At 68.1% G+C, this 18,998-nt stretch carries 16 protein-coding genes; 9 read left to right on the forward strand and 7 right to left on the reverse strand.

The features are described 5' to 3' along the window. Positions 1-8 precede the first annotated feature (8 nt). The 5 genes from G4G00_RS15225 to G4G00_RS15245 form a co-directional block, all read right to left on the reverse strand. Complete coding sequence (locus tag G4G00_RS15225; protein ID WP_108754314.1) at positions 9-2,540, reverse strand: sulfite reductase flavoprotein subunit alpha; 2,532 nt, start codon at positions 2,538-2,540, stop codon at positions 9-11. A 652-nt stretch (positions 2,541-3,192) separates the two neighbouring features. Further along, on the reverse strand, positions 3,193-3,750 hold the full coding sequence (locus tag G4G00_RS15230) for a TlpA disulfide reductase family protein (RefSeq protein WP_164274779.1): 558 nt from the start codon (positions 3,748-3,750) through the stop codon (positions 3,193-3,195). Beyond that, on the reverse strand, positions 3,747-6,122 hold the full coding sequence (locus tag G4G00_RS15235; RefSeq protein WP_164274782.1) for a protein-disulfide reductase DsbD domain-containing protein: 2,376 nt from the start codon (positions 6,120-6,122) through the stop codon (positions 3,747-3,749). The genes G4G00_RS15230 and G4G00_RS15235 overlap by 4 nt, the downstream gene beginning before the upstream one ends. Next, on the reverse strand, positions 6,119-6,457 hold the full coding sequence (gene cutA / locus G4G00_RS15240) for a divalent-cation tolerance protein CutA (protein WP_108754311.1): 339 nt from the start codon (positions 6,455-6,457) through the stop codon (positions 6,119-6,121). Before cutA ends, G4G00_RS15235 begins: the two co-directional genes overlap by 4 nt. Before the next feature lie 74 nt (positions 6,458-6,531). Then, a complete protein-coding gene (locus G4G00_RS15245; protein WP_108757308.1) occupies positions 6,532-8,334 on the reverse strand; it encodes an endonuclease in 1,803 nt (600 codons plus the stop codon). Positions 8,335-8,645: 311 nt separating this feature from the next. On the opposite strand from G4G00_RS15245, the gene G4G00_RS15250 reads away from it, so the two are divergent. The 3 genes from G4G00_RS15250 (at position 8,646) to G4G00_RS15260 (ending at position 11,439) form a co-directional block, all read left to right on the forward strand. Next, positions 8,646-8,933, forward strand: a complete 288-nt coding sequence (locus G4G00_RS15250; protein WP_005411227.1) for a co-chaperone GroES — start codon at positions 8,646-8,648, stop codon at positions 8,931-8,933. Positions 8,934-9,016: 83 nt separating this feature from the next. Then, the gene (gene groL, locus G4G00_RS15255) at positions 9,017-10,666 is read left to right on the forward strand and encodes a chaperonin GroEL (RefSeq protein ID WP_108750286.1); all 1,650 of its coding nucleotides are present in this window, start codon (positions 9,017-9,019) and stop codon (positions 10,664-10,666) included. 161 nt (positions 10,667-10,827) lie between these two features. Then, positions 10,828-11,439, forward strand: a complete 612-nt coding sequence (locus tag G4G00_RS15260; RefSeq protein WP_164274785.1) for a DUF6445 family protein — start codon at positions 10,828-10,830, stop codon at positions 11,437-11,439. Positions 11,440-11,455: 16 nt separating this feature from the next. Here the strand turns inward: G4G00_RS15260 and G4G00_RS15265 are convergent, their stop codons facing one another. Together G4G00_RS15265 and G4G00_RS15270 are read right to left on the reverse strand one after the other, a co-directional pair. Continuing rightward, positions 11,456-12,622 (reverse strand): serine hydrolase domain-containing protein, encoded by a 1,167-nt coding sequence (locus tag G4G00_RS15265; RefSeq protein WP_164274788.1) that lies wholly within the window; start codon positions 12,620-12,622, stop codon positions 11,456-11,458. A gap of 65 nt (positions 12,623-12,687) precedes the next feature. Next, positions 12,688-13,617: a pepsin/retropepsin-like aspartic protease family protein gene (locus G4G00_RS15270; protein ID WP_164274791.1), complete on the reverse strand. Its 930-nt coding sequence runs from the start codon at positions 13,615-13,617 to the stop codon at positions 12,688-12,690. A 103-nt stretch (positions 13,618-13,720) separates the two neighbouring features. On the opposite strand from G4G00_RS15270, the gene G4G00_RS15275 reads away from it, so the two are divergent. From G4G00_RS15275 to G4G00_RS15300, 6 genes are all read left to right on the forward strand, one after another. Further along, complete coding sequence (locus tag G4G00_RS15275) at positions 13,721-14,428, forward strand: response regulator transcription factor (RefSeq protein ID WP_108754307.1); 708 nt, start codon at positions 13,721-13,723, stop codon at positions 14,426-14,428. A 32-nt stretch (positions 14,429-14,460) separates the two neighbouring features. After that, the gene (locus tag G4G00_RS15280; RefSeq protein WP_108754886.1) at positions 14,461-15,753 is read left to right on the forward strand and encodes a HAMP domain-containing sensor histidine kinase; all 1,293 of its coding nucleotides are present in this window, start codon (positions 14,461-14,463) and stop codon (positions 15,751-15,753) included. Between the two features lie 192 nt (positions 15,754-15,945). Then, on the forward strand, positions 15,946-16,446 hold the full coding sequence (locus G4G00_RS15285; protein WP_164274794.1) for a MarR family transcriptional regulator: 501 nt from the start codon (positions 15,946-15,948) through the stop codon (positions 16,444-16,446). Beyond that, positions 16,443-17,186, forward strand: a complete 744-nt coding sequence (locus tag G4G00_RS15290; protein WP_164274797.1) for a DNA alkylation repair protein — start codon at positions 16,443-16,445, stop codon at positions 17,184-17,186. The genes G4G00_RS15285 and G4G00_RS15290 overlap by 4 nt, the downstream gene beginning before the upstream one ends. A gap of 192 nt (positions 17,187-17,378) precedes the next feature. Then, positions 17,379-17,639: a hypothetical protein gene (locus G4G00_RS15295; RefSeq protein ID WP_108754304.1), complete on the forward strand. Its 261-nt coding sequence runs from the start codon at positions 17,379-17,381 to the stop codon at positions 17,637-17,639. Between the two features lie 259 nt (positions 17,640-17,898). After that, complete coding sequence (locus tag G4G00_RS15300; RefSeq protein WP_108754303.1) at positions 17,899-18,972, forward strand: 3-deoxy-7-phosphoheptulonate synthase; 1,074 nt, start codon at positions 17,899-17,901, stop codon at positions 18,970-18,972. Positions 18,973-18,998 lie beyond the last annotated feature (26 nt).

Below are 18,998 nucleotides of genomic sequence, written 5' to 3' on the forward strand. Positions count from 1 at the left end.
CGATCGACTCAGTACACGTCGCGGCGGTAGCGCCCGTTCTCCAGCAGCGTTTCCACGGCATCGTCGCCCAGCGCGGCACGCAGCACCTGGTCCACGCCTTCGGCCATGCCCTGCAGCGAACCGCAGACGTGGATCACCGCACCGCGTGCCAGCCACGCTTGCAGTTCGCCGGTTGCCGCCTGCAGCCGGTGCTGCACGTAGCCGCCACCGTCGGCATCGCGCGAGAATGCCAAGTCTACCCGTGCAAGATGGCCGTCGGCCTGCCAGTGCGCAAGCTCGTCGGCGAACAGCAGGTCGTGCGCGCACTGGCGCTCGCCGAACAGCAGCCAGTGCCCGTGCTCGCCGTCGGCAGCGGCTTCGCGCAGCAGGCTGCGCAGGCCGGCGATGCCGGTACCGTTGCCGATCAGCACCATCGGGGTTCCGGCCACGCGCTGGAAACCGGGGTTGTGGTGTACGCGCGCGGCAATGCTTTCGCCGGGCGCCGCATGCACGGCCAGCCAGCCGGAGCCCAGACCGGGACGGCCGGCGCTGTCGTGGGTCAGGCGTACCACCAGTTCCACTGCGCCATCGGCGGCACAGGAGGCGATCGAGTACTCACGACCAGGCAGCAGCGGCAGCCCGGACAGCCACAGGCAGCCGTCCTGCACCGGCACGGCCGGCCGGCCATCGGGCAGCACGCGTTCGCTGGCCAGTTGCAGCAGGGTGCGGGTCTGTCCATCCACGCGGGTCGGCTGCAGCGGGTCCAGCCCGTGCGCCTGCAGCACGGCGCGCGCGTGCGCGGCGGCGTTGCGCGGTGCGATGTGCAGGATGTCGCCGGCCTTCCAGTGCTGGTTCGCCGGCGGGGCCAGGCGGATGCGCCAGATCTGCCCGCCCATGCTGCCGGGATTCAACAGCGTACGCTCCAGCAGCTGCCAGTCATGCAGCACGGTGGTCGGCGGCAGCACGCTGTCATCCGTGTGGATGCCGGTCAACGCACCCAGCTGCAGCTGCCATTGGCGCAGCGACGCCACCGCGGCCGCATCCACGTCGATGCGGTCGAACAACGGCTGCGCGCCGTTGCGTGCCAACCAGTCATCCACCTGCACGCCGAAGGCGCAGTAGTGCGGGTACTGGCGATCGCCCAGTGCCAGCAGGCCATAGCGCAGACCGGAAAGATCGGCCGACTGCGCGAGTAGCTGGCGGGCCGCGCGGCGCGTGTTGTCCGGGGGCTCGCCATCGCCGAAGGTGCTGAGCACGAACAGCACCTGTGGCGTGTCCTGCAGCTGTTGCAGGCTGAGCCGCGCAAGCGGCAGCACCTGCACCGGGTGCCCGGCCGCCTGCAGTTGGGCCGCTGCGCGCCAGGCCAGCTGTTCGGCCAGGCCGCTCTGGCTGGCGTGTACCACCCGCCACGGCGTGCCTTCCTGGGCGAGGCTGGTGCCGCTGTCCGGCAGCGACTTGCGCAACGCGCGCGCGGCGCGTTGGCTGCGGCGACGGTCCAGGTACAGCATCCAACCGGTGATGAAGAACAGGGTCATACACAGGCTGGACAGCATGACGATCACGCGACCGGGCAGGCCGAAGAAGCTGCCCGAGTGCAGCGCGAACATGCTGGTCATGACCTTGCCGCCCGCATCCAGCTGGCCGTAAGGGCGGTGTTCCAGCACGGCGCCGGTGCCCGGGTCGATCTGCAGGCTGTCCTGGGCACGGTCATGGCCGCCACCGCGCAGGGCGGGATCACCGGCCATCACCCGGGCGGTGATCGGCTGGCCCGGTTTGCCGGGCAGGCGCAGGTCGATGTAGCCGCTGCGCACGCCGGGCAGGGCGTACAGGCTTTCCTGCACCCGCGTCATGTCCAGCGGGCCGGGCTGCACGTGGGCACGGGTGGCACTGCGGCCATCGCCCAGCAGGCGGGTCACGCCATCGCGGTACCAGTCGAACGACCACCACAGGCCAGTCAGCACGATGACCAGGTAGACCAGCAGCACCCAGGTGCCGACCACCGAGTGCAGGCTCCACAGGAAGCTGCGGCCACTGCGCTTCCATTCCACGGCCAGCCAGGTGCGAGGGCGCCACCACTGTCGTGGCCAGCGCAGGTAGAGACCGGAAAGCACGAAGAACAACAGGATGATCGCGCAGCTGCCGGTCAGCAGCTTGCCGCGCTCGCCCGCGGCCAGGTGCCGGTGCAGGTCTTCGACGAAGTCGAAGAAGGCCTGGCCGCGCAGCGTGCTGAAGCGCTCACCGCTGTACGGGTCGAAGTAGACCCAGTGTTCCTTGCCGCCTTCGAAGCGCGCCACCGAAGGACGCTGGCCGGTGGCATCCACGCGCAGGCGTTGCAGGGGCCGGTCGCTGCCGGCCTGCAGCATCGGCACCAGTTCGTCCAGGCTCAGCGGCGGCTGGCCGTCGGCGTGATGTTCGGCAATCCCGGCCAGGCCGGGGTTGGCGGCGCGCAGCAGCTCGTCCTCGAACGACAGCGCCGCGCCACTCAGGCCCATGATGGCCAGGATGGTGCCGGCGGTGATGCCGAGGAACCAGTGCAGCTGGAACAGGACGTTCTTGAACATCGGGAAGGGGGCCGTAGGTCTGCCGCGGCATCCCTGCGCAACAGTAAATGAGAATTAATCTCGGAATTCTCCCGGTCACGACCGGCCCTGGTCAAGGAGGGTGTTCCGGCAGGGCTGCGCCCTGCACCCGCTACGAGCCAGAGCCGAAGCCGAAGCCGAAGCCGAAGCAACAGCGGGCTATCCGTGGGTTGGCGGGGTGGGTCCGGTCGAGGGGGACGCTGCAAGTACGTCCATGTAAGCTCGGTCGCCGCATCCATGCGGCTCACGCCCCCTCGACCGGACCCACCCCGCCTTCGACAGTTTTCCGCGCGCTGTTGGAACGGCACGGGGTCGGATCCCGTTGCTGCGCAACGGGCTCCGACCCCAGATCGTTCTGGATATCTGACAGATGTGTCGACCAAGGTCGACACCTACCAACAGCCGAGCGTTCGAACAGTTGCCGTTACCCACAGCCGCAGGAAACTGTCAGAGGCGGGGCGGTGTGGGTGGGCAGGACCGCAGGCGCCATGGATGGCGCCTACGAGCCTACAAGGACGTACTTGCGGCGTGTCCTGCCCACCCACACCGCCCCGCCATCCCACGGATAGCTCGCTTTTGGACGTTGACGTTGACGTTGCATTGAGCAGGTGCAGGGCGCAGCCCTGCAAAAAACCTACTTCACCCAGTCTGCAATCTCGCCGTGCGCGAATGGGCCCAGCTTGGCCTTGACCATGCGCCCGTCCGCATCGAACAGCACGCTGTAGGGCAGCAGGCCCTGTGCGTTGCCCAGCTGCACGCTGGCATCGCGTGGGCCTGGCGTGTCCAGCACGATGGGGTAGTGCACCGGCACCCGCTGCAGGAAATCGGCCACGCCCTCGGGGGTATCCAGGGCCAGCCCCAGCACCTGCACACCGGCGCTCCCCTGTGCCTGGGCGAAGTGTTGCAGCTCGGGCATTTCTTCCACGCAGGGGCCGCACCAGCTGGCCCAGACATTCACCAGCAATGGGCGACCGGCGAAGCGCTGGCGGATGTCCAGCGGCTGGCCCGATGGGTCGGGCAGTACCAGTGCGGGCAGGGCATCACCGGGTCGCAACGTGGGAGCGCTTGCCACAGCAGCATCGGAAGGCGCGCGCGGCGCCGTGGGTGCCGGTGTCAGCCGGTGCCCGGCCCACAGGCCCAGGCCGGCGGCCAGCACCGCTGTCCACAGCAGTGCGGGCCGCTGCCACTTCACCGCGCGGTGCGCAGCAGGGCTTCTTCCACCACTGCCTGGGTCAGCAGGGTGGGCAGCACGGTGGGCGGCGCGCCGGGGCCGTACACCACGTACAGCGGCACGCCCACGGCCTTGTGCTCTTCCAGGAAATCGGTGATCCGCGGATCGACGTTGGTGTAGTCACCGCGCATGTACACCGCATTGGTGCGGCGGAGCAGGTCCTTGAACTCCGGACGGGACAGCACCGCACGTTCGTTGGCCTTGCAGCTCACGCACCAGTCGGCGGTCATGTTCACGAACACCACGCGGTTGTCGGCGCGCAGGCGGTCCAGCAACTGCGGCGAATACTCCACCACGTTGTCGGTGCTGGCTTGGGCGGCGCGCGCCGGCAGTGCCAGCTGGGTCACGCCCCAGACCGGCACCAGCGCGGTCAGCACCAGCAGCACGCCCAGCAGGATGCCACCGCGCTTGCTGCGCCAGCGGCTGGTTTCGAACAGCCACAGGCCGCCGGTCAGCAGCAGCAGGCCACCCAGCGCCAACGCCATGCCATCCACGCCGCGCTGCTTGCCCAGCACCCACAGCAGCCACAACGCGGCGGCATACATCGGGAAGGCCAGCACGTGCTTCAGGGTTTCCATCCACGGGCCGGGCTTGGGCAGGCGCCGTGCCAGCGCCGGCACGAAGCCGATCAGCAGGAACGGCAGGGCCAGGCCCAGGCCCAGGAACAGGAACACCAGCATGGCCGCCACCGGCGGTGCCACGAAGGCGTAGGCCACGGCCGGGCCGAAGAACGGACCCACGCAGGCACTGCCGACCACGCAGGCCAGCACGCCGGTGAAGAAGTCGCCGGCCGGGCCACTGCGGCTGGCCAGCGACTGGCCGAAGTTGCCCACGCCACCGCCCATGGTGAACACCCCGGACAGGCTCAGGCCGACGGCGAACATCACGTAGGCCAGCGCGGCCACCACGGCCGGGTGCTGCAGCTGGAAGCCGATGCCCACCGCGTTGCCCAGCATGCGCAGGCCCACCATCGAGGCGCCGATCACCGCGAAGGCCACCAGCACGCCCAGCGTGTACCACATGGCATGGCTGCGGGCGCGCTCGGCGCTTTCACCGCTCTGCGCCAGGCTCAGGACCTTCAGCGACAGGATCGGCAGCACGCACGGCATCAGGTTCAGCACCAGGCCGCCGCCCAGCGCCAGCAGCAGCACCCACAACAGCGAACTGTCGGTCTTCGGCACGGTGCCTGGCGGCTTGGTGCGCAGCGCGTTGTCCGGGCGCGCATCGGCGGCGAACGCGGTCGTGCCGGGCGCGGTGTCTGCGGCGTTGGGCGCCGGATCGTTCGGCACGGTCGGCAGCAGGCGGCGCAGCGCGCCGTCGCCGCCTTCGCGTGCGGCATCGGCCGCAGAGCCGGGCAGCGGCTGGATCACTTCGCTGCGTGCAGCAGTGGCCGACGCACTGGCGTTGACCTTGCCGGCAGGAATCGCCAGCTTCACCCGGCGGGTCATCGGCGGGTAGCAGATGCCGTCGGTCTGGCAGCCCTGGAAGGTGACTACCAGGGTGCCGTCCACCGCATCGGCGCGACTGCGGCGCAGCGGCAGCGGCACTTCCACCTGGTTGAAGTACACCGAGACATCGCCGAAGTGCTCATCGCGGTGCGACTGCGCCTTCGGCCAGCGCGGGGTATCGGCCAGCACACCGCTGCTGCCTTCCAGCTTCAGCGACGTGCGGTCGCGGTACAGGTAATAGCCCGGCGCCGGGCTGAAGCGCAGCAGCAGGGTGTTGCCGTCGCTGGCGATGGCATCGAAGGCGAACGCCTGTTCCGACGGCAGCGGCAGGGCCTGGGCCGTGCTGGCGCCGGGCAGCTGCAGGCCGCGCGCGGTGCCGGCCCCGGCCAGCGGGTTGTTGAAGGCAGGCGTGGTGCCGCTGCGCGCGGCCGGCGCTGCCGCCGCATCGCCACCGGGCAGGGTGACCTGCACCACGCGCTTCTGCGGCGGATAACACACGCCGGCATCGGCGCAGCCCTGGTAGCGCACTTCCAGGCTGATCGTGCCGGCGCCATCGGTAGGCGCGCCGGGCAGGGTCGCCACCAGGCGCTGGCGGTAGGTTTCCACCTCACCGAAGAAATCGTCGTGGTGCTTGTCACCGGCCGGCATCTGCAGCGCGCCGGCATTGAAGGCGGTGTCGGCCTTCACGCTGGTGCGGTGGCGGTACAGGTAGTAGCCGGGGGCGATCTTGAACTGCAGTTGGATCTGCCCCCGTTCGGGCGCGGTGGCGGTCAGCGCGAACGCCTGGTCCACCGGCAGCAGGTCCTTCTCGTCCAGGGCGAAGGCCGGCAGGGAAAGCCACAACAGGGCGCACAGGGCGGCGCCACGCGCAAACAGAGTCTTCAAACGGTGTCCTCCCGGGTCTGCGCCCGGATCCAGTCCAGATACGCCGGCAAGCCGGCCCGGCTTTCGACCGCAATGCACTCCGGGAGTTCATACGGATGCAGGGCGACGATCCGGGCGATGGCGGCATCGACCCGGCTGGCCGTGGTCTTCACCAGCAGCTGCAGTTCGGTATCGGTGGTCACCTGGCCTTGCCAGCGGTAGGTCGAACGCGCGCCGTCCAGGCGGGTCACGCAGGCGGCCAGCTGTTCGCCCACCAGTGCGTGGGCGATGCGTTCGGCACTGTCCGCGTCGGGACAGGTGGTGAACAGCAGCAGGACGGGATCGGCGATCGACATGACCGCCGAGTATAGGGCCCCTGTCCGGCCGGGTCAGGGCCGGACAGGGGATTTGCAACTTTCTTCAACGCAGATCAGTTGGCCAGCTGGCAGGTGGCCGGCTTGGCCGAGGTGAACAGGGCCGGGGTGGCCCACTCGGGGTGGTCGATGAACGGGTTGCGGTTGCCCTGGAAGCTGTAGATCACGTCATTGCGGGCGCGCTCGGCGTCGCTCGGCGGATCGGCCAGGTGCCAGTCGATCAGGGTGGACAGCAGGCCCATGTAGGCCGGCGAGCTGCTGGTCTTGACGATCTTGCTGCGGTCGTCGGTCAGTTCCAGGTCCGGCTCGGACTGGCCGGTGGCCGCATCCTTGCCGCCCTCATAGCGGATCGCCATGTACATCACCGCACGCGCCATGTCGCCCTTGCGCTGGCCCCAGACCTCGAAGGTGCCGGTGTTGCCGTCCGGGGTGCGCACCCAGTTGGAATTGCCCGGGTAGCCGCCGCTGCCGCCGCCCTGGCCGTTGTTGGCCTCGGTGGCGCGTTCGCCGCAGTTGCTGTCGCACTTGCCGAAGGGCTTGTTGCCGCGGTCGGCGTTCCACTGTGCGTCGGTCAGGTACAGCATGTGGGTATCGGTGTACGGGGCGTACGGCAGGCCCTTGTCGCCGGTGGTGCTGGCAAAGCCCAGCGAATTCGGCCAGGTGTGCTCGCGGTTGTACTTCAGGCCGCTGCCACTGCCGGCACGGTCGGTCACCTTGGTGTAGCTGCGGTTGCGGTAGGCATCCAGGATCTTGCCGCTGTTGTTCGGGTCTTCGTCGGCGATTTCCAGGATGGTCCAGGTGCTGGTGCCCGAGCCGCTGTACGGGTAGGCGGTGTGGCCCTTGATGGTTTCATGCAGCGAGCAGCGCAGCTGGCTGGGGCTGCTGGTGTTCACCTTGGAGTAGTAGCCCTCCGGGGTGCCGGGATTGCCGGGGTTGCCCGGGTCCGGGTTGCCGGTGGTGCTGGCCACGGTGAAGGCGATGCGGCTGTCGGCGGCCGGGTGTGCGCCCTGGCTGTCGGTGATGCGCGCGGCGCGGATGTCGAAGCGGCAGGCTTCGCCGGCCACCAGGGCGGTGTTGGTGGACAGCTTCACGGTGCGGCCGCTGGTCGGCCAGGTCAGCGGCACGCTGCCCGAACTGCCGCAGCTCAGGCTGAAGGCGCCGCTGGCCAGGGTCACCGTTTCGCTGAACACCACTTCCAGATCGGCCGCGGCCGGGAAGGTGCTGCTGCCCTGCGCCGGGGTGGTGGTGCTGACCGACGGCGGGGTGTTCGGGCCCGGGGTGCCGCCACCGCCGGTGAAGGTCTGGCTGGTGTTGCAGCGGCCGAAGGTCTGGCCGGCCGATTCGGCCCAGGTGAAGTGCGCGTACTGGCTGCCGCTGCCGGTCAGCTGCAGCGAGGTGCCCGGTGCGGTGCTGTTGGTTTCGGCCACCGGAATGTTCTGGCTGGTCATGCCGGCCGCCGGGCCACCGGCCGCGGTGATCGCGCCCTCGTAGCTCAGGAACTGCACGACCTTGCCGCTGGCGTCGACCAGGGCGATGCCGTCGTTCGGCCCGTTCTGCAGGCCATTGGTCGGGTAGGTGACCACCGCGATGGTGGCGCTGCCGCAGCTGGCCGCGGTGCCGGCCGGCACCGGGTTGTTGGCGTAGACCGCCGCAGCCGATGGGTTGCTGCCGTTGTACAGGTACAGGCGGTAGCCGGACAGGTCCTCACCGGCGGTGGCGACCACTTCAATGGCCTCGCCCACGTCGCCGGCAGCGGTGCTGTCGTCATAGTGCAGTTCGTTGATGAAGACCTCGGCCTGGGCCGGCGCGGCGGCCAGCGCCAGCAGGCAGGCGGCGGCGAGCGGGGACAGCAATCGCATCGACTACTCCTTGTGATTGGGAATGCCGGGCGAGACTAAGGCCGATCAGGTGACACTTTGTCGTAACTGAACGCCAGATATCTGACACTGCGACGCCCGTCACCAAAAAACCGGGAACTTCGCCGGATCTGCGCCGCAGCGCACCGTCGAAAAATTTTGCCGCGATGGCCTTGAAAGGCCCCCGATGGGCTCCATCTCTGTCCTGCTCCCGACCTGTCGGGCTTTTTCACGCGCAATGCTGGCAGTCACCCTGGGTGAGTGCTAACATCGCCAGACTTTTTCAGACCAATCAATAACTTAAGAGGTCTCTCATGAGCATCAAGCCGCTGCACGACCGCGTTGTGGTCAAGCCGATCGAAGCCGACGAAATCTCCGCCGGCGGCATCGTCATTCCGGATTCGGCCAAGGAAAAGTCCACCAAGGGTGAAGTCGTGGCCGTCGGCCCGGGCAAGCCGCTGGACAACGGCAACGTGCGCGCGCCGTCGCTGAAGGTCGGCGACAAGGTCATCTACGGCCAGTACGCCGGCAGCTCGTACAAGAGCGAAGGCGTCGAATACAAGGTCCTGCGCGAAGACGACGTGCTCGCCGTCATCGGCTGAGCCCCGCCGCGACCTGCTGCATCCCCTGATTCCAAACACCCAGCCGCCGGGCATGGCCCGGCGCTACCAATGAGGTAACTGCAATGGCTGCCAAGGATATTCGTTTCGGTGAAGACGCCCGTTCGCGCATGGTGCGCGGCGTCAACGTTCTCGCCAATGCCGTCAAGGCCACCCTGGGCCCGAAGGGCCGCAACGTCGTGCTGGAAAAGAGCTTCGGCGCCCCGACCATCACCAAGGACGGCGTCTCCGTCGCCAAGGAAATCGAACTGGCTGACAAGTTCGAGAACATGGGCGCGCAGATGGTGAAGGAAGTCGCTTCGCGCACCAACGACGACGCCGGCGACGGCACCACCACCGCCACCGTGCTGGCCCAGGCCCTGATCCGCGAAGGCGCCAAGGCTGTTGCCGCCGGCATGAACCCGATGGACCTGAAGCGTGGTATCGACAAGGCCGTCGTGGCCGCCGTTGCCGAGCTGAAGAACATCTCCAAGCCCACCGCTGACGACAAGGCCATCGCCCAGGTCGGCACCATCTCGGCCAACTCGGACGAGTCGATCGGCCAGATCATCGCTGATGCGATGAAGGAAGTCGGCAAGGAAGGCGTGATCACCGTTGAAGAAGGCTCGGGCCTGGACAACGAGCTGGACGTGGTCAAGGGCATGCAGTTCGACCGCGGCTACCTGTCCCCGTACTTCATCAACAACCAGCAGTCGCAGACCGCTGACCTGGATGACCCGTTCATCCTGCTGCACGACAAGAAGATCTCCAACGTCCGTGACCTGCTGCCGGTGCTGGAAGGCGTCGCCAAGGCCGGCAAGCCGCTGCTGATCGTGGCCGAAGAAGTCGAAGGCGAAGCGCTGGCCACCCTGGTGGTCAACACCATCCGTGGCATCGTCAAGGTCGTGGCCGTGAAGGCCCCGGGCTTCGGCGACCGTCGCAAGGCGATGCTGGAAGACATGGCCGTGCTGACCGGCGGCACCGTGATTTCCGAAGAAGTGGGCCTGTCGCTGGAAAAGGCCACCATCAAGGACCTGGGCCGCGCCAAGAAGGTGCAGGTTTCCAAGGAAAACACCACCATCATCGACGGCGTGGGCGACAAGGCCAACGTTGATGCACGCGTGGGCCAGATCAAGACCCAGATCCAGGACACCTCCTCCGATTACGATCGCGAGAAGCTGCAGGAACGCGTGGCCAAGCTGGCCGGCGGCGTTGCCGTGATCAAGGTCGGTGCTTCGACCGAAATCGAAATGAAGGAAAAGAAGGATCGCGTCGACGACGCCCTGCACGCTACCCGTGCAGCCGTTGAAGAAGGCGTGGTTCCGGGCGGCGGCGTGGCCCTGGTCCGTGCGGTCACCGCGCTGGCTGGCCTGAAGGGTGCCAACGAAGACCAGAACCACGGCATCCAGATCGCCCTGCGCGCGATGGAAGCCCCGCTGCGCGAAATCGTCTCCAACGCCGGTGAAGAGCCGTCGGTCATCATCAACAAGGTGAAGGAAGGCAGCGGCAGCTTCGGCTACAACGCCGCCACCGGCGAGTTCGGCGACATGCTGCAGTTCGGCATCCTGGACCCGACCAAGGTGACCCGTTCGGCGCTGCAGAACGCTGCTTCGATCGCTGGCCTGATGATCACCACCGAAGCCATGGTTGCCGAAGCTCCGAAGAAGGACGAGCCGGCCATGGGCGGCGCCGGTGGCATGGGCGGCATGGGTGGCATGGGCGGCATGGACTTCTAAGTCCACGCCTTCCCGATGCAATGAAAAACCCCGCCGCAAGGCGGGGTTTTTTTGTGGGTCCACGGCCTGCGTGGATGCGCGCGCGCAAGCAGGTTCGCGCCGGCCGGTTTCATGCTGCACGCTGCCTTGCCGCCGCAATCTGCCGGCACTAGCCTCCGCGCATGCCTACTTCGTTCCTCGTCGTCGACGACTTTCTTTCCCCGGCCGATGCGCAGGGCCTGCGCCGTGCCGGCCTGGGCCTGGATTACCCCGAGCAGGATGGCGCATTCCCGGGCCGCAATTCGCTGCAGCGCCTGGAAATGCAGGGGCTGGCCGGTGCCGCCTCGCGCCTGTTGAACGAGCCGCTGCGGCCGGTGCAGCCACTGCAGTCGCATGGAAAATTCCGCCTGACCCTGGCCAACGACGTGGGTCGGGCGCGGGTGCATATCGACCATTCGCACTGGTCGGGCATCCTCTACCTGAGCGCGCCCGAACATTGCCAGGGGGGCACTGAATTCTTCCGCCACCGCCGCACCAACACCGACCGCCTGGCACTGAACCCGGGCGAGCTGGCCGCACTGGGCTACGCCGATGGCGCGGCCATGCACCGCGACATCATCGAACGCGACAGCAACGACGAAAGCGCCTGGGAACCGACCATGACCATTCCCATGCGTTTCAACCGTCTGGTGCTGCTGCGCCCGTGGTTCTGGCACACGGCTGGGCCTGCCTTCGGCGACTGCGCGGAGAACGGGCGTCTGGTCTACCTGATGTTCTTCGAACAGGCCGGTTGAGGCAGCGGGCGCCGATCTACTTCACGAACGCCTTCGACGCACCGTACTCCCACTGCCAGGGCACGCCGGTGTCGCCCAGTACGAATGTCACCAATGCAGGGAAGGTGGCTTCGGCACGTACATCGTTGCCCAGGATCACCACGCAGCGCTGGCGCTGTTCGAGGCAGACCAGCGTATTGCCGACGGCATCATCGTGGCCGCCCTTGTAGAAGCCCGGCCCCTGCGGGCCCCGGAAGGTCACCACGCCCAGGCCGGCCGCCAGATCGCTGCGCTGCTGCGCTGCGGGCAGCTCCGGCTGCAGAGTGGGGAACTGGCTGGCGGTGGTGATCGGCAGCTGCGGGCGCACCAGCTCCCTGCGCATCGCCGTCGACAGACCCTCGCCGCGCACGTAGCCGGCTGCGAAATGGGCCATGTCGTTGATGGTGGTGTCCATCGACCCGGCCGCACGCACGCGGCTGCGCTCATCGTGCGGTTCGGCGCTGCCCTGCTGGGTCCAGCCATCGGCCAGGTTGCCGGCAAAATCATTGCGCCACATCATGCTGGTGCGTGGCATGCCGAAGCGATCGAACACGCGCTGCTGCATCAGCGTGCCCACGTCCAGGCCCGGGCGCCCGCGCTCGAGCGCGAACTGCAGCAGGATCAACCCCTCGCCGGAATAGCCATAGCGGCTGCCGGGATCGAAGTGGAACTTCAAGCGGCCGTCAGGTTCAAGGAAAGCGAAGTTGGCAAATCCGCTGGCATGGTTCAGCAGCAGACGCGGTGTCAGCTGGCGCCAGCGGGGGTCGTCGGCCAACACGGTGTAGTCGGCGTACTTCCGTGGTTCGGCAGGGTAGTCCGGCAGCGGCTTGTCCAATGCCGTGGCAATGCTGGCATCCAGATCGATCACCTTCTGTTGCGCCAACTGAGCCACCAGATGGCCGAAGGCCATCTTGGTCAGCGATGCCGCATACATCACGGTGTCGGTGCGCAGCGGCTCTCCGGCGGCGTTGCGTTCGCCATAGGCGGCCACGTGCACCACCTTGCCGCCATCAATGACCGCCACGGCCATGCCGCGTGCATGCGCGGCCCGCATCAGGCGCTGGGCTTCGGCGTCGATGCGCTCCGGCGTTGGAACCGGCAGAGCGGGCGCGGCCAGTCCGGCCAGTGGCAGCAGCGTCAGCAACAGCAGGAAAACACGGCACATGCGCGGAACTCCTGATGGGACCGGGCGATCCTACCCCCGCCCGGCGCCGACGTCATCGCCAACGGTCATCCCTGCGGCGGCCGCCGCAGGCAGATCCGCTCGGCACCTGCGCTGATATCCACCTGGCCGCCCTGCATCACGTCCGCGCCCAGGATCACCGCCGGGCGCTGGTCCAGGCCGATGGCGCGGAACACGGGCAGTTCGCTGATGCGCACCTCCACCGCGGGGTGCTGCCAGCCTGCACTGGCCAGCGCAGGCAGGGTGTACAGCCACGTGGGCGTGGGCTTGCCGCCCAGCCCTTCGCTGCCCTTGCTGCGCGCCCGCACGCGCGCATCGCGGCCATCGGTGTGCAGGCCCAGGGCGCTGGCCGCCGCGTTGTTGAGGATGGTCTGCGCGGCACCGGTGTCGACCACGCCGATGGCCTCCACGCCATCATCGCCCAGGCGCAGGGTGACGAAGCCGAAGCCCTTCAGCACGCCGCTGCGGTCGGGCAGGGCGTTGTCCTGGCAGAACGCATCGGGAGTCGGCAGCGACCGGGCCGGCCACAGCAGCAGGCGCGACTGGGCGAAATCCCAACGCGTATCGAAGGCTGCAGTTATGTCCTGGCCGATGATGCCGTGCAGCGGCGCGCCGCCGGTAGGCGACAGACCGGCTAGCTCGGCCTGCAGTGCGGTCACCTGCAGCTGCAGGCTGCCCAGCGCCATCGCCACGCGGCGCGTGCTGCGCAGGGCCAGGCCGCCGGCACTGGCGCCCTGCGCATCATGTTCGCGCGCGTTCGCGTCCTGCAGCCCGAAGCGCTGCACCACGGCGGCATCCAGCAAGGTCGCGCTGGCGGCGCTGTCCACCACCAGGTGCAGCGGCTCGTCGCGGCCGTCCAGCGTGCCCAGCACGGTGGGGTGGCTGGCCTGCATCGTCATCGGCAGGCTGTGCAGGGCAGGGGGCTCGGCCAGGGCAGGCAGGGCGGTGAGCAGCAGTGGGAGCAGGGCCAGGCGCATCGGTGTATTCCTCGGGAACGAGTGGCCATTTCGCCGCAGGCGCGTGTTGCCGGTATGTCGCTGCTGATACCGGGCCGATACACAGCGCCGTCATACTGGCTGCATGAATGCTACCGCCACCCTTTTCGTCGTGGATGACGATGCCAGCATCCGCGATGCCATCGCCGACCATCTGCTGCTGCACGGTTACCGCGTGCGCGTGGCGGCCGATGCCGCGGCCATGGACGTGATGCTGCAGGTCGAGCGCCCCGACGCCATCATCCTGGACTGGATGATGCCCGGCGAAGACGGCCTGTCGGTGTGCCGCCGGCTGCAGTCGCGGGCCATTCCGATCCTGATGCTGTCGGCCATGGGCAGTGCGCCCGACCGCGTGATCGGGCTGGAAATGGGCGCCGATGATTACCTGGGCAAACCGTTCGACCCACGCGAACTGCTGGCGCGGGTGCGCGCACTGCTGCGCCGGCAGGAAAAACTGCACGCACAGACCCCCATCGAGCTGCGCTTTGCTGGCTGGCGCCTGCTGCCCGAGCAGCGCCGCCTGCTGGCACCAGACGGCGCCGAGGTCGTGCTCAGCCGCGGCGAATTTTCCTTGCTGCAGGCGCTGGCCGAGCGGCCCGGCCGGGTGCTGGACCGCGAGCAACTGATGCAGCTGACCCGTGGTGATGACAGCGACAGCGTTGACCGCGCCGTCGATCTGGCCATCAGCCGCCTGCGCCGCAAACTGGCCCAGGCCGCCGGCGATGCCGAAGGATTGGTGCAGACCCTGCGCGGTGAGGGCTATCGCTTCGGTGCGACGGTGCAACGGCTGTGAGGCCGCGATGGAGCACCGCGCGCTGGATCGCCCTGCTGGCGCTCAGCAGCCTGCTGCTGGCCACTGCAGTCAGCATGGCGGTGGTCGGCTGGTTGCCGCGCCCGGCGGCGCCACAGATGCGGCTGGACCAGGCCATGCAGGTGCTGCGCGGCGAGCGTGCGGCCGACAGCGTAGGCCTGCGCGTGGACGTGCGCGCGCAGGCCCCATCCGGTACCGGCCATGCGCGCCTGCAGGCGCTGGCAATGGACGGCCTGCAGCAGCCCGCGCAGCAGGTGCGCCTGGTCTGGGCGGGCAACAACCGGCCGCCGGATGTCCATGTGGTGGCCGCCGGCGGCGAGCAGGGGCGCGATGGCGATGCCGCCGTGCTGCGGGCCGCGCAGCAGGTGCTGGCCAGTCTGCCCTGGCCGCCGTTCGAACTGGCCGTGCAGCAGGCCGATGGGCGCTGGCGCGTGGTCAGCAGCGCCTACAGCGATCTGGCTGCGTGGCGCAGGCAGGTACTGCTGGCCCTGCTCGGCGGCACCGTGCTGCTGGCACCGCTGGCCGCCTGGGCGGCGGTGCGGCTGGGCCGTCCGCTGCGTCGGCTGGCCGAGGCCAGCGCCACGCTGGACCTGCACGCGCAGACGCCGCTGCCCGACGATGGGCCGCGCGAAGTGCAGATGCTGGCCATCGCGCTGGATGCAGGGCGCACCCGCCTGCGTGAGCAGGCGCAGCAGATGACCCGCATGCTGGCCGCCGTGGCACACGACCTGCGCACGCCGCTGACCGGCCTGCGCCTGCGCGCGGACTTCGCACCGCCCGCACAGGCCGAACGCATGGTGGCCGACATCGAGCGCATGAACGCCATGATCGAGCAGGTACTGGACTACGCCCGCGGCGAGTTGCAGCCATCGCAGCTGCAGCTGATGGACATCGCGCCGCTGCTGGACGACTGCGTGCAGGCGGCGCGGCTGCGCGGTGTCGACCTGACGGCAGTGCTGCCCGCGATCCTGCCGTGCCGTGCCGACGCCCTGCTGCTGCGGCGCGCGCTGGACAACCTGATCGACAATGCCAGCCGCTACGCGGGCGCGGTGGAACTGCGTGCCGTGCCGTGCGACCAAACGCTGCAACTGGACGTGATGGATCGCGGCCCCGGCATTCCCACCGCAGATCGTCAGCGCCTGCTGCAGCCCTTCCAGCGCAGCGAAACCTCGCGCAGCCGCGCCACCGGAGGCACCGGCCTGGGCCTGGCCGTGGCCGCCAATGCCGCCCGCCACCACGGCGGTTCCCTGCAGCTGCTGGACCGCGAAGGCGGCGGCCTGATTGCCCGCCTGCACCTGCCCCGGTAGCGTCGACTGCTTCTGCTCCTGCCGTTCGTAGAGTCGAGCTTGCTCGACTGCTGTTTGCTCCCGCTGTTCGTAGAGTCGAGCTTGCTCGACTGCTGTTTGCTTCAGTCGAGCAAGCTCGACTCTACCGCCAGGTCTTGCATCACCCGCTCTTTCATCAATATAATTAGCCGCCTAATCACATGGGCGAGCAGAGTGCTGGAAGCCAAACACATCGCGCTGATAGAAGAAGCCACCCGCCGCGGCCACGCCAACCTGGCCCAGCTGCGCCTGTGCTTCCAGCTGCTCTCCGTATCGGCCGCGATCGACCGCGACTGCGCCACGCGGCTGGCCCCGCATGGGCTCAGCGAAGGACGTTTCATCGTGCTGTTTCTGCTGCACGGCGCCGGCGGCACGTTGCCGCCGCATGAACTGGCCGAACGCGCCGGGGTCAGCCGCGCCACCATCAGTGGTCTGTTGGACGGGTTGCAGCGCGAGGGGCTGCTGCAGCGACGCAGCGACGCCGAAGACGGGCGCCGCCTGCAGATCGTGCTGACCGCGCGCGGCAAGCGCCTGGCCGACGATCTGTTCAACCAGCACACGCAATGGATAGGCGGTCTGTTCGATGGCCTGGATGGCGCGGAGCAGGTGCAGCTTTCGCGGTTGCTGGCCAAGGTCTGGCAGCACACCGACAGCGGCCGTTCGTCCCAGCCATGAGCACGGTGATCAGCCCCACGCGGCAACGTGAGCTGGATACCGGCGCCAGGGCCAGTACGCACCTGGCCGAATGCCTTGCGGTGGATTTCGCAGCACTGCTGCATGCCGTTGCGGATGTTCCCGAATACGCGCTGCAGCGCATGCACGATGCCGCCAGCAAGGGCATCACCCAGCGCATGGCGCTGGCCGCAGTGCTGCTGCGCGAAGCCGGGCAGGGCGCAGCCGCGCAATGGCAGTCGCATCCCTCGGACACCGTGCGTGGCTGGGCCTGCTACCTGATTGGCAGTGATCACACGCTCACCTTGCCCGACAAGCTGCAGGCCATGCGCCCGCTGGCCGACGACGCGCATTTTGGGGTGCGCGAATGGGCATGGCTGGCGGTGCGTGCCGATCTGGTCGCGGCCCCGCTGCAGGCGCTGCAGCTGTTGCTGCCCTGGACCCGGGAGGCCTCGCCCTACCTGCGCCGCTATGCCTGCGAAGCACTGCGCCCACGCGGGGTGTGGGCCACGCACATCGCCGTGTTCAAGCAACAGCCAGAGCACGCGCTGCCGTTGCTGGAAGCACTGGCCAACGACCCCGAACGCTACGTGCAGGACTCGGTAGGCAACTGGCTGAACGATGCCGGCAAGGCCCAGCCGCACTGGCTGCGCGAACTGTGCGACCGCTGGCAGCGCGAGCACGACAGTGCCGCCAACGCCTACATCCGCACCCGCGCCCAACGCTCCCTCACGAAGTTGTAGAGTCGAGCTTGCTCGACTGCTGTCCGCTTCTGCTTTTCGTAGAGTCGAGCTTGCTCGACTGCTGTCTGTGTCAGTCGAGCAAGCTCGACTCTACCCAGCCCCAACCCGCCCGGACCATCGCGGCACATGCGCATGTCATCGATTCCGGGTAAACATGGCGACTGCCCATGTCCACCCGCAGGGAAGTCGATCATGCAGAGCAAGCTCCAGGTCACGCTGTACGGAACCCTTGGCGACAGCCCGGCGTTGCAGTTGCCGGGCGTGGAGGGTCCGTCGGTGGCCATCCTGGAATCGACCCTGCGGCGGCTGGTGTCCGATCTCTACACCGCACGCTCCCTGCTCAACCCCGAACAACTGGACGAAGCCCGGTTGGAGCTGGACCGCGTGGTGGAGCGCTGGGTGGATATCCACGAAGGCCTGCTGCTGGACCTGGAAGTACACGGCAAGCGATAGTGCCAGCGCGGCTGAACCGCAGCCCCAGTTGCGAATGAAACAGTTGGCACCCGCCAAAACCCTGTGTTATCAATACATCCCATGAACGCAGCCCACGCCAACTTTTATTGGTATTACTTTCCGAAGCCCCCGGCGGAGGAAGGACTGCGCTCACCCTGAAGAAACCTTCAGACGCATTCCCGAAAGCCGCCAGCGAACCTGGCGGCTTTTTTCTTGTCGCCACGCTGCGGACCCCCACCTTCCGTAGAGACCCCCCGCCATGCCCCCGCACACCGACGACCTGCGTATCCGCACCATCGAACCGCTCACACCGCCTGCCCAGCTGCTGGCGATGCTGCCCTGCGACGATGAAGCGTCCGACACCGTCAGCGCCTCGCGCGCGGCCCTGCACCAGATCCTGCACGGCCGTGACGACCGCCTGGCCGTGGTGGTTGGCCCGTGCTCGATCCACGATCCGCACGCGGCAATCGAGTACGCCCAGCGCCTGAAGCCCCTGCGCGATGCGCTGGCCGGCGAACTGGAAATCGTCATGCGCGTGTACTTCGAGAAGCCGCGCACCACGGTGGGCTGGAAGGGCCTGATCAACGACCCGGACCTGGATGGCAGCTTCAAGATCGACAAGGGCCTGCGCATCGCCCGCGGCCTGCTGCGCGACATCAACAAGCTGGGCCTGCCGGCCGGCGTCGAGTTCCTCGATGTGATCTCGCCGCAGTACATCGCCGATCTGGTCGCCTGGGGCGCCATCGGCGCACGCACCACCGAAAGCCAGGTGCACCGCGAACTGGCCTCGGGGCTGTCGTGCCCGGTGGGCTTCAAGAACGGTACCGACGGCAACGTGAAGATTGCCGCCGATGCGGTGGGCGCGGCGTCGAATCCGCATCACTTCCTGTCGGTCACCAAGCAGGGCGGCACGGCCATCGTGTCCACCACCGGCAACCCGGATTGTCATGTGATCCTGCGTGGCGGCAAGCAGCCGAACTACGATGCGGCCAGCGTGGGCGAGGCCTGCCAGGCGCTGGCCAAGGCCAAACTGCCGACCCGTCTGATGATCGATGCCAGCCACGCCAACAGCCTGAAGAATCCGGACAACCAGCCGAAGGTGATCGAGGACATCGCCACCCAGCTGGAAGACGGCGAGCAGCGCATTGTCGGCGTGATGGTGGAAAGCCACCTGGTCGGCGGCCGCCAGGAACTGGTGGAAGGCCAGCCGCTGGTCTACGGCCAGAGCATCACCGATGGCTGTATTGATTGGGACACCACCGTGCAGGTGCTGGAGCGCTTGGCCGCTGCCGTGCGCGCCCGCCGTGAAGTGAAGGTGTCCGAAGCCGCTTGAGTGCGGCACGTGTGTGGATGGCGGCC

It is taken from the genome of Stenotrophomonas sp. B1-1 (genome assembly GCF_010894375.1).
Taxonomy (GTDB): Bacteria; Pseudomonadota; Gammaproteobacteria; order Xanthomonadales; family Xanthomonadaceae; genus Stenotrophomonas.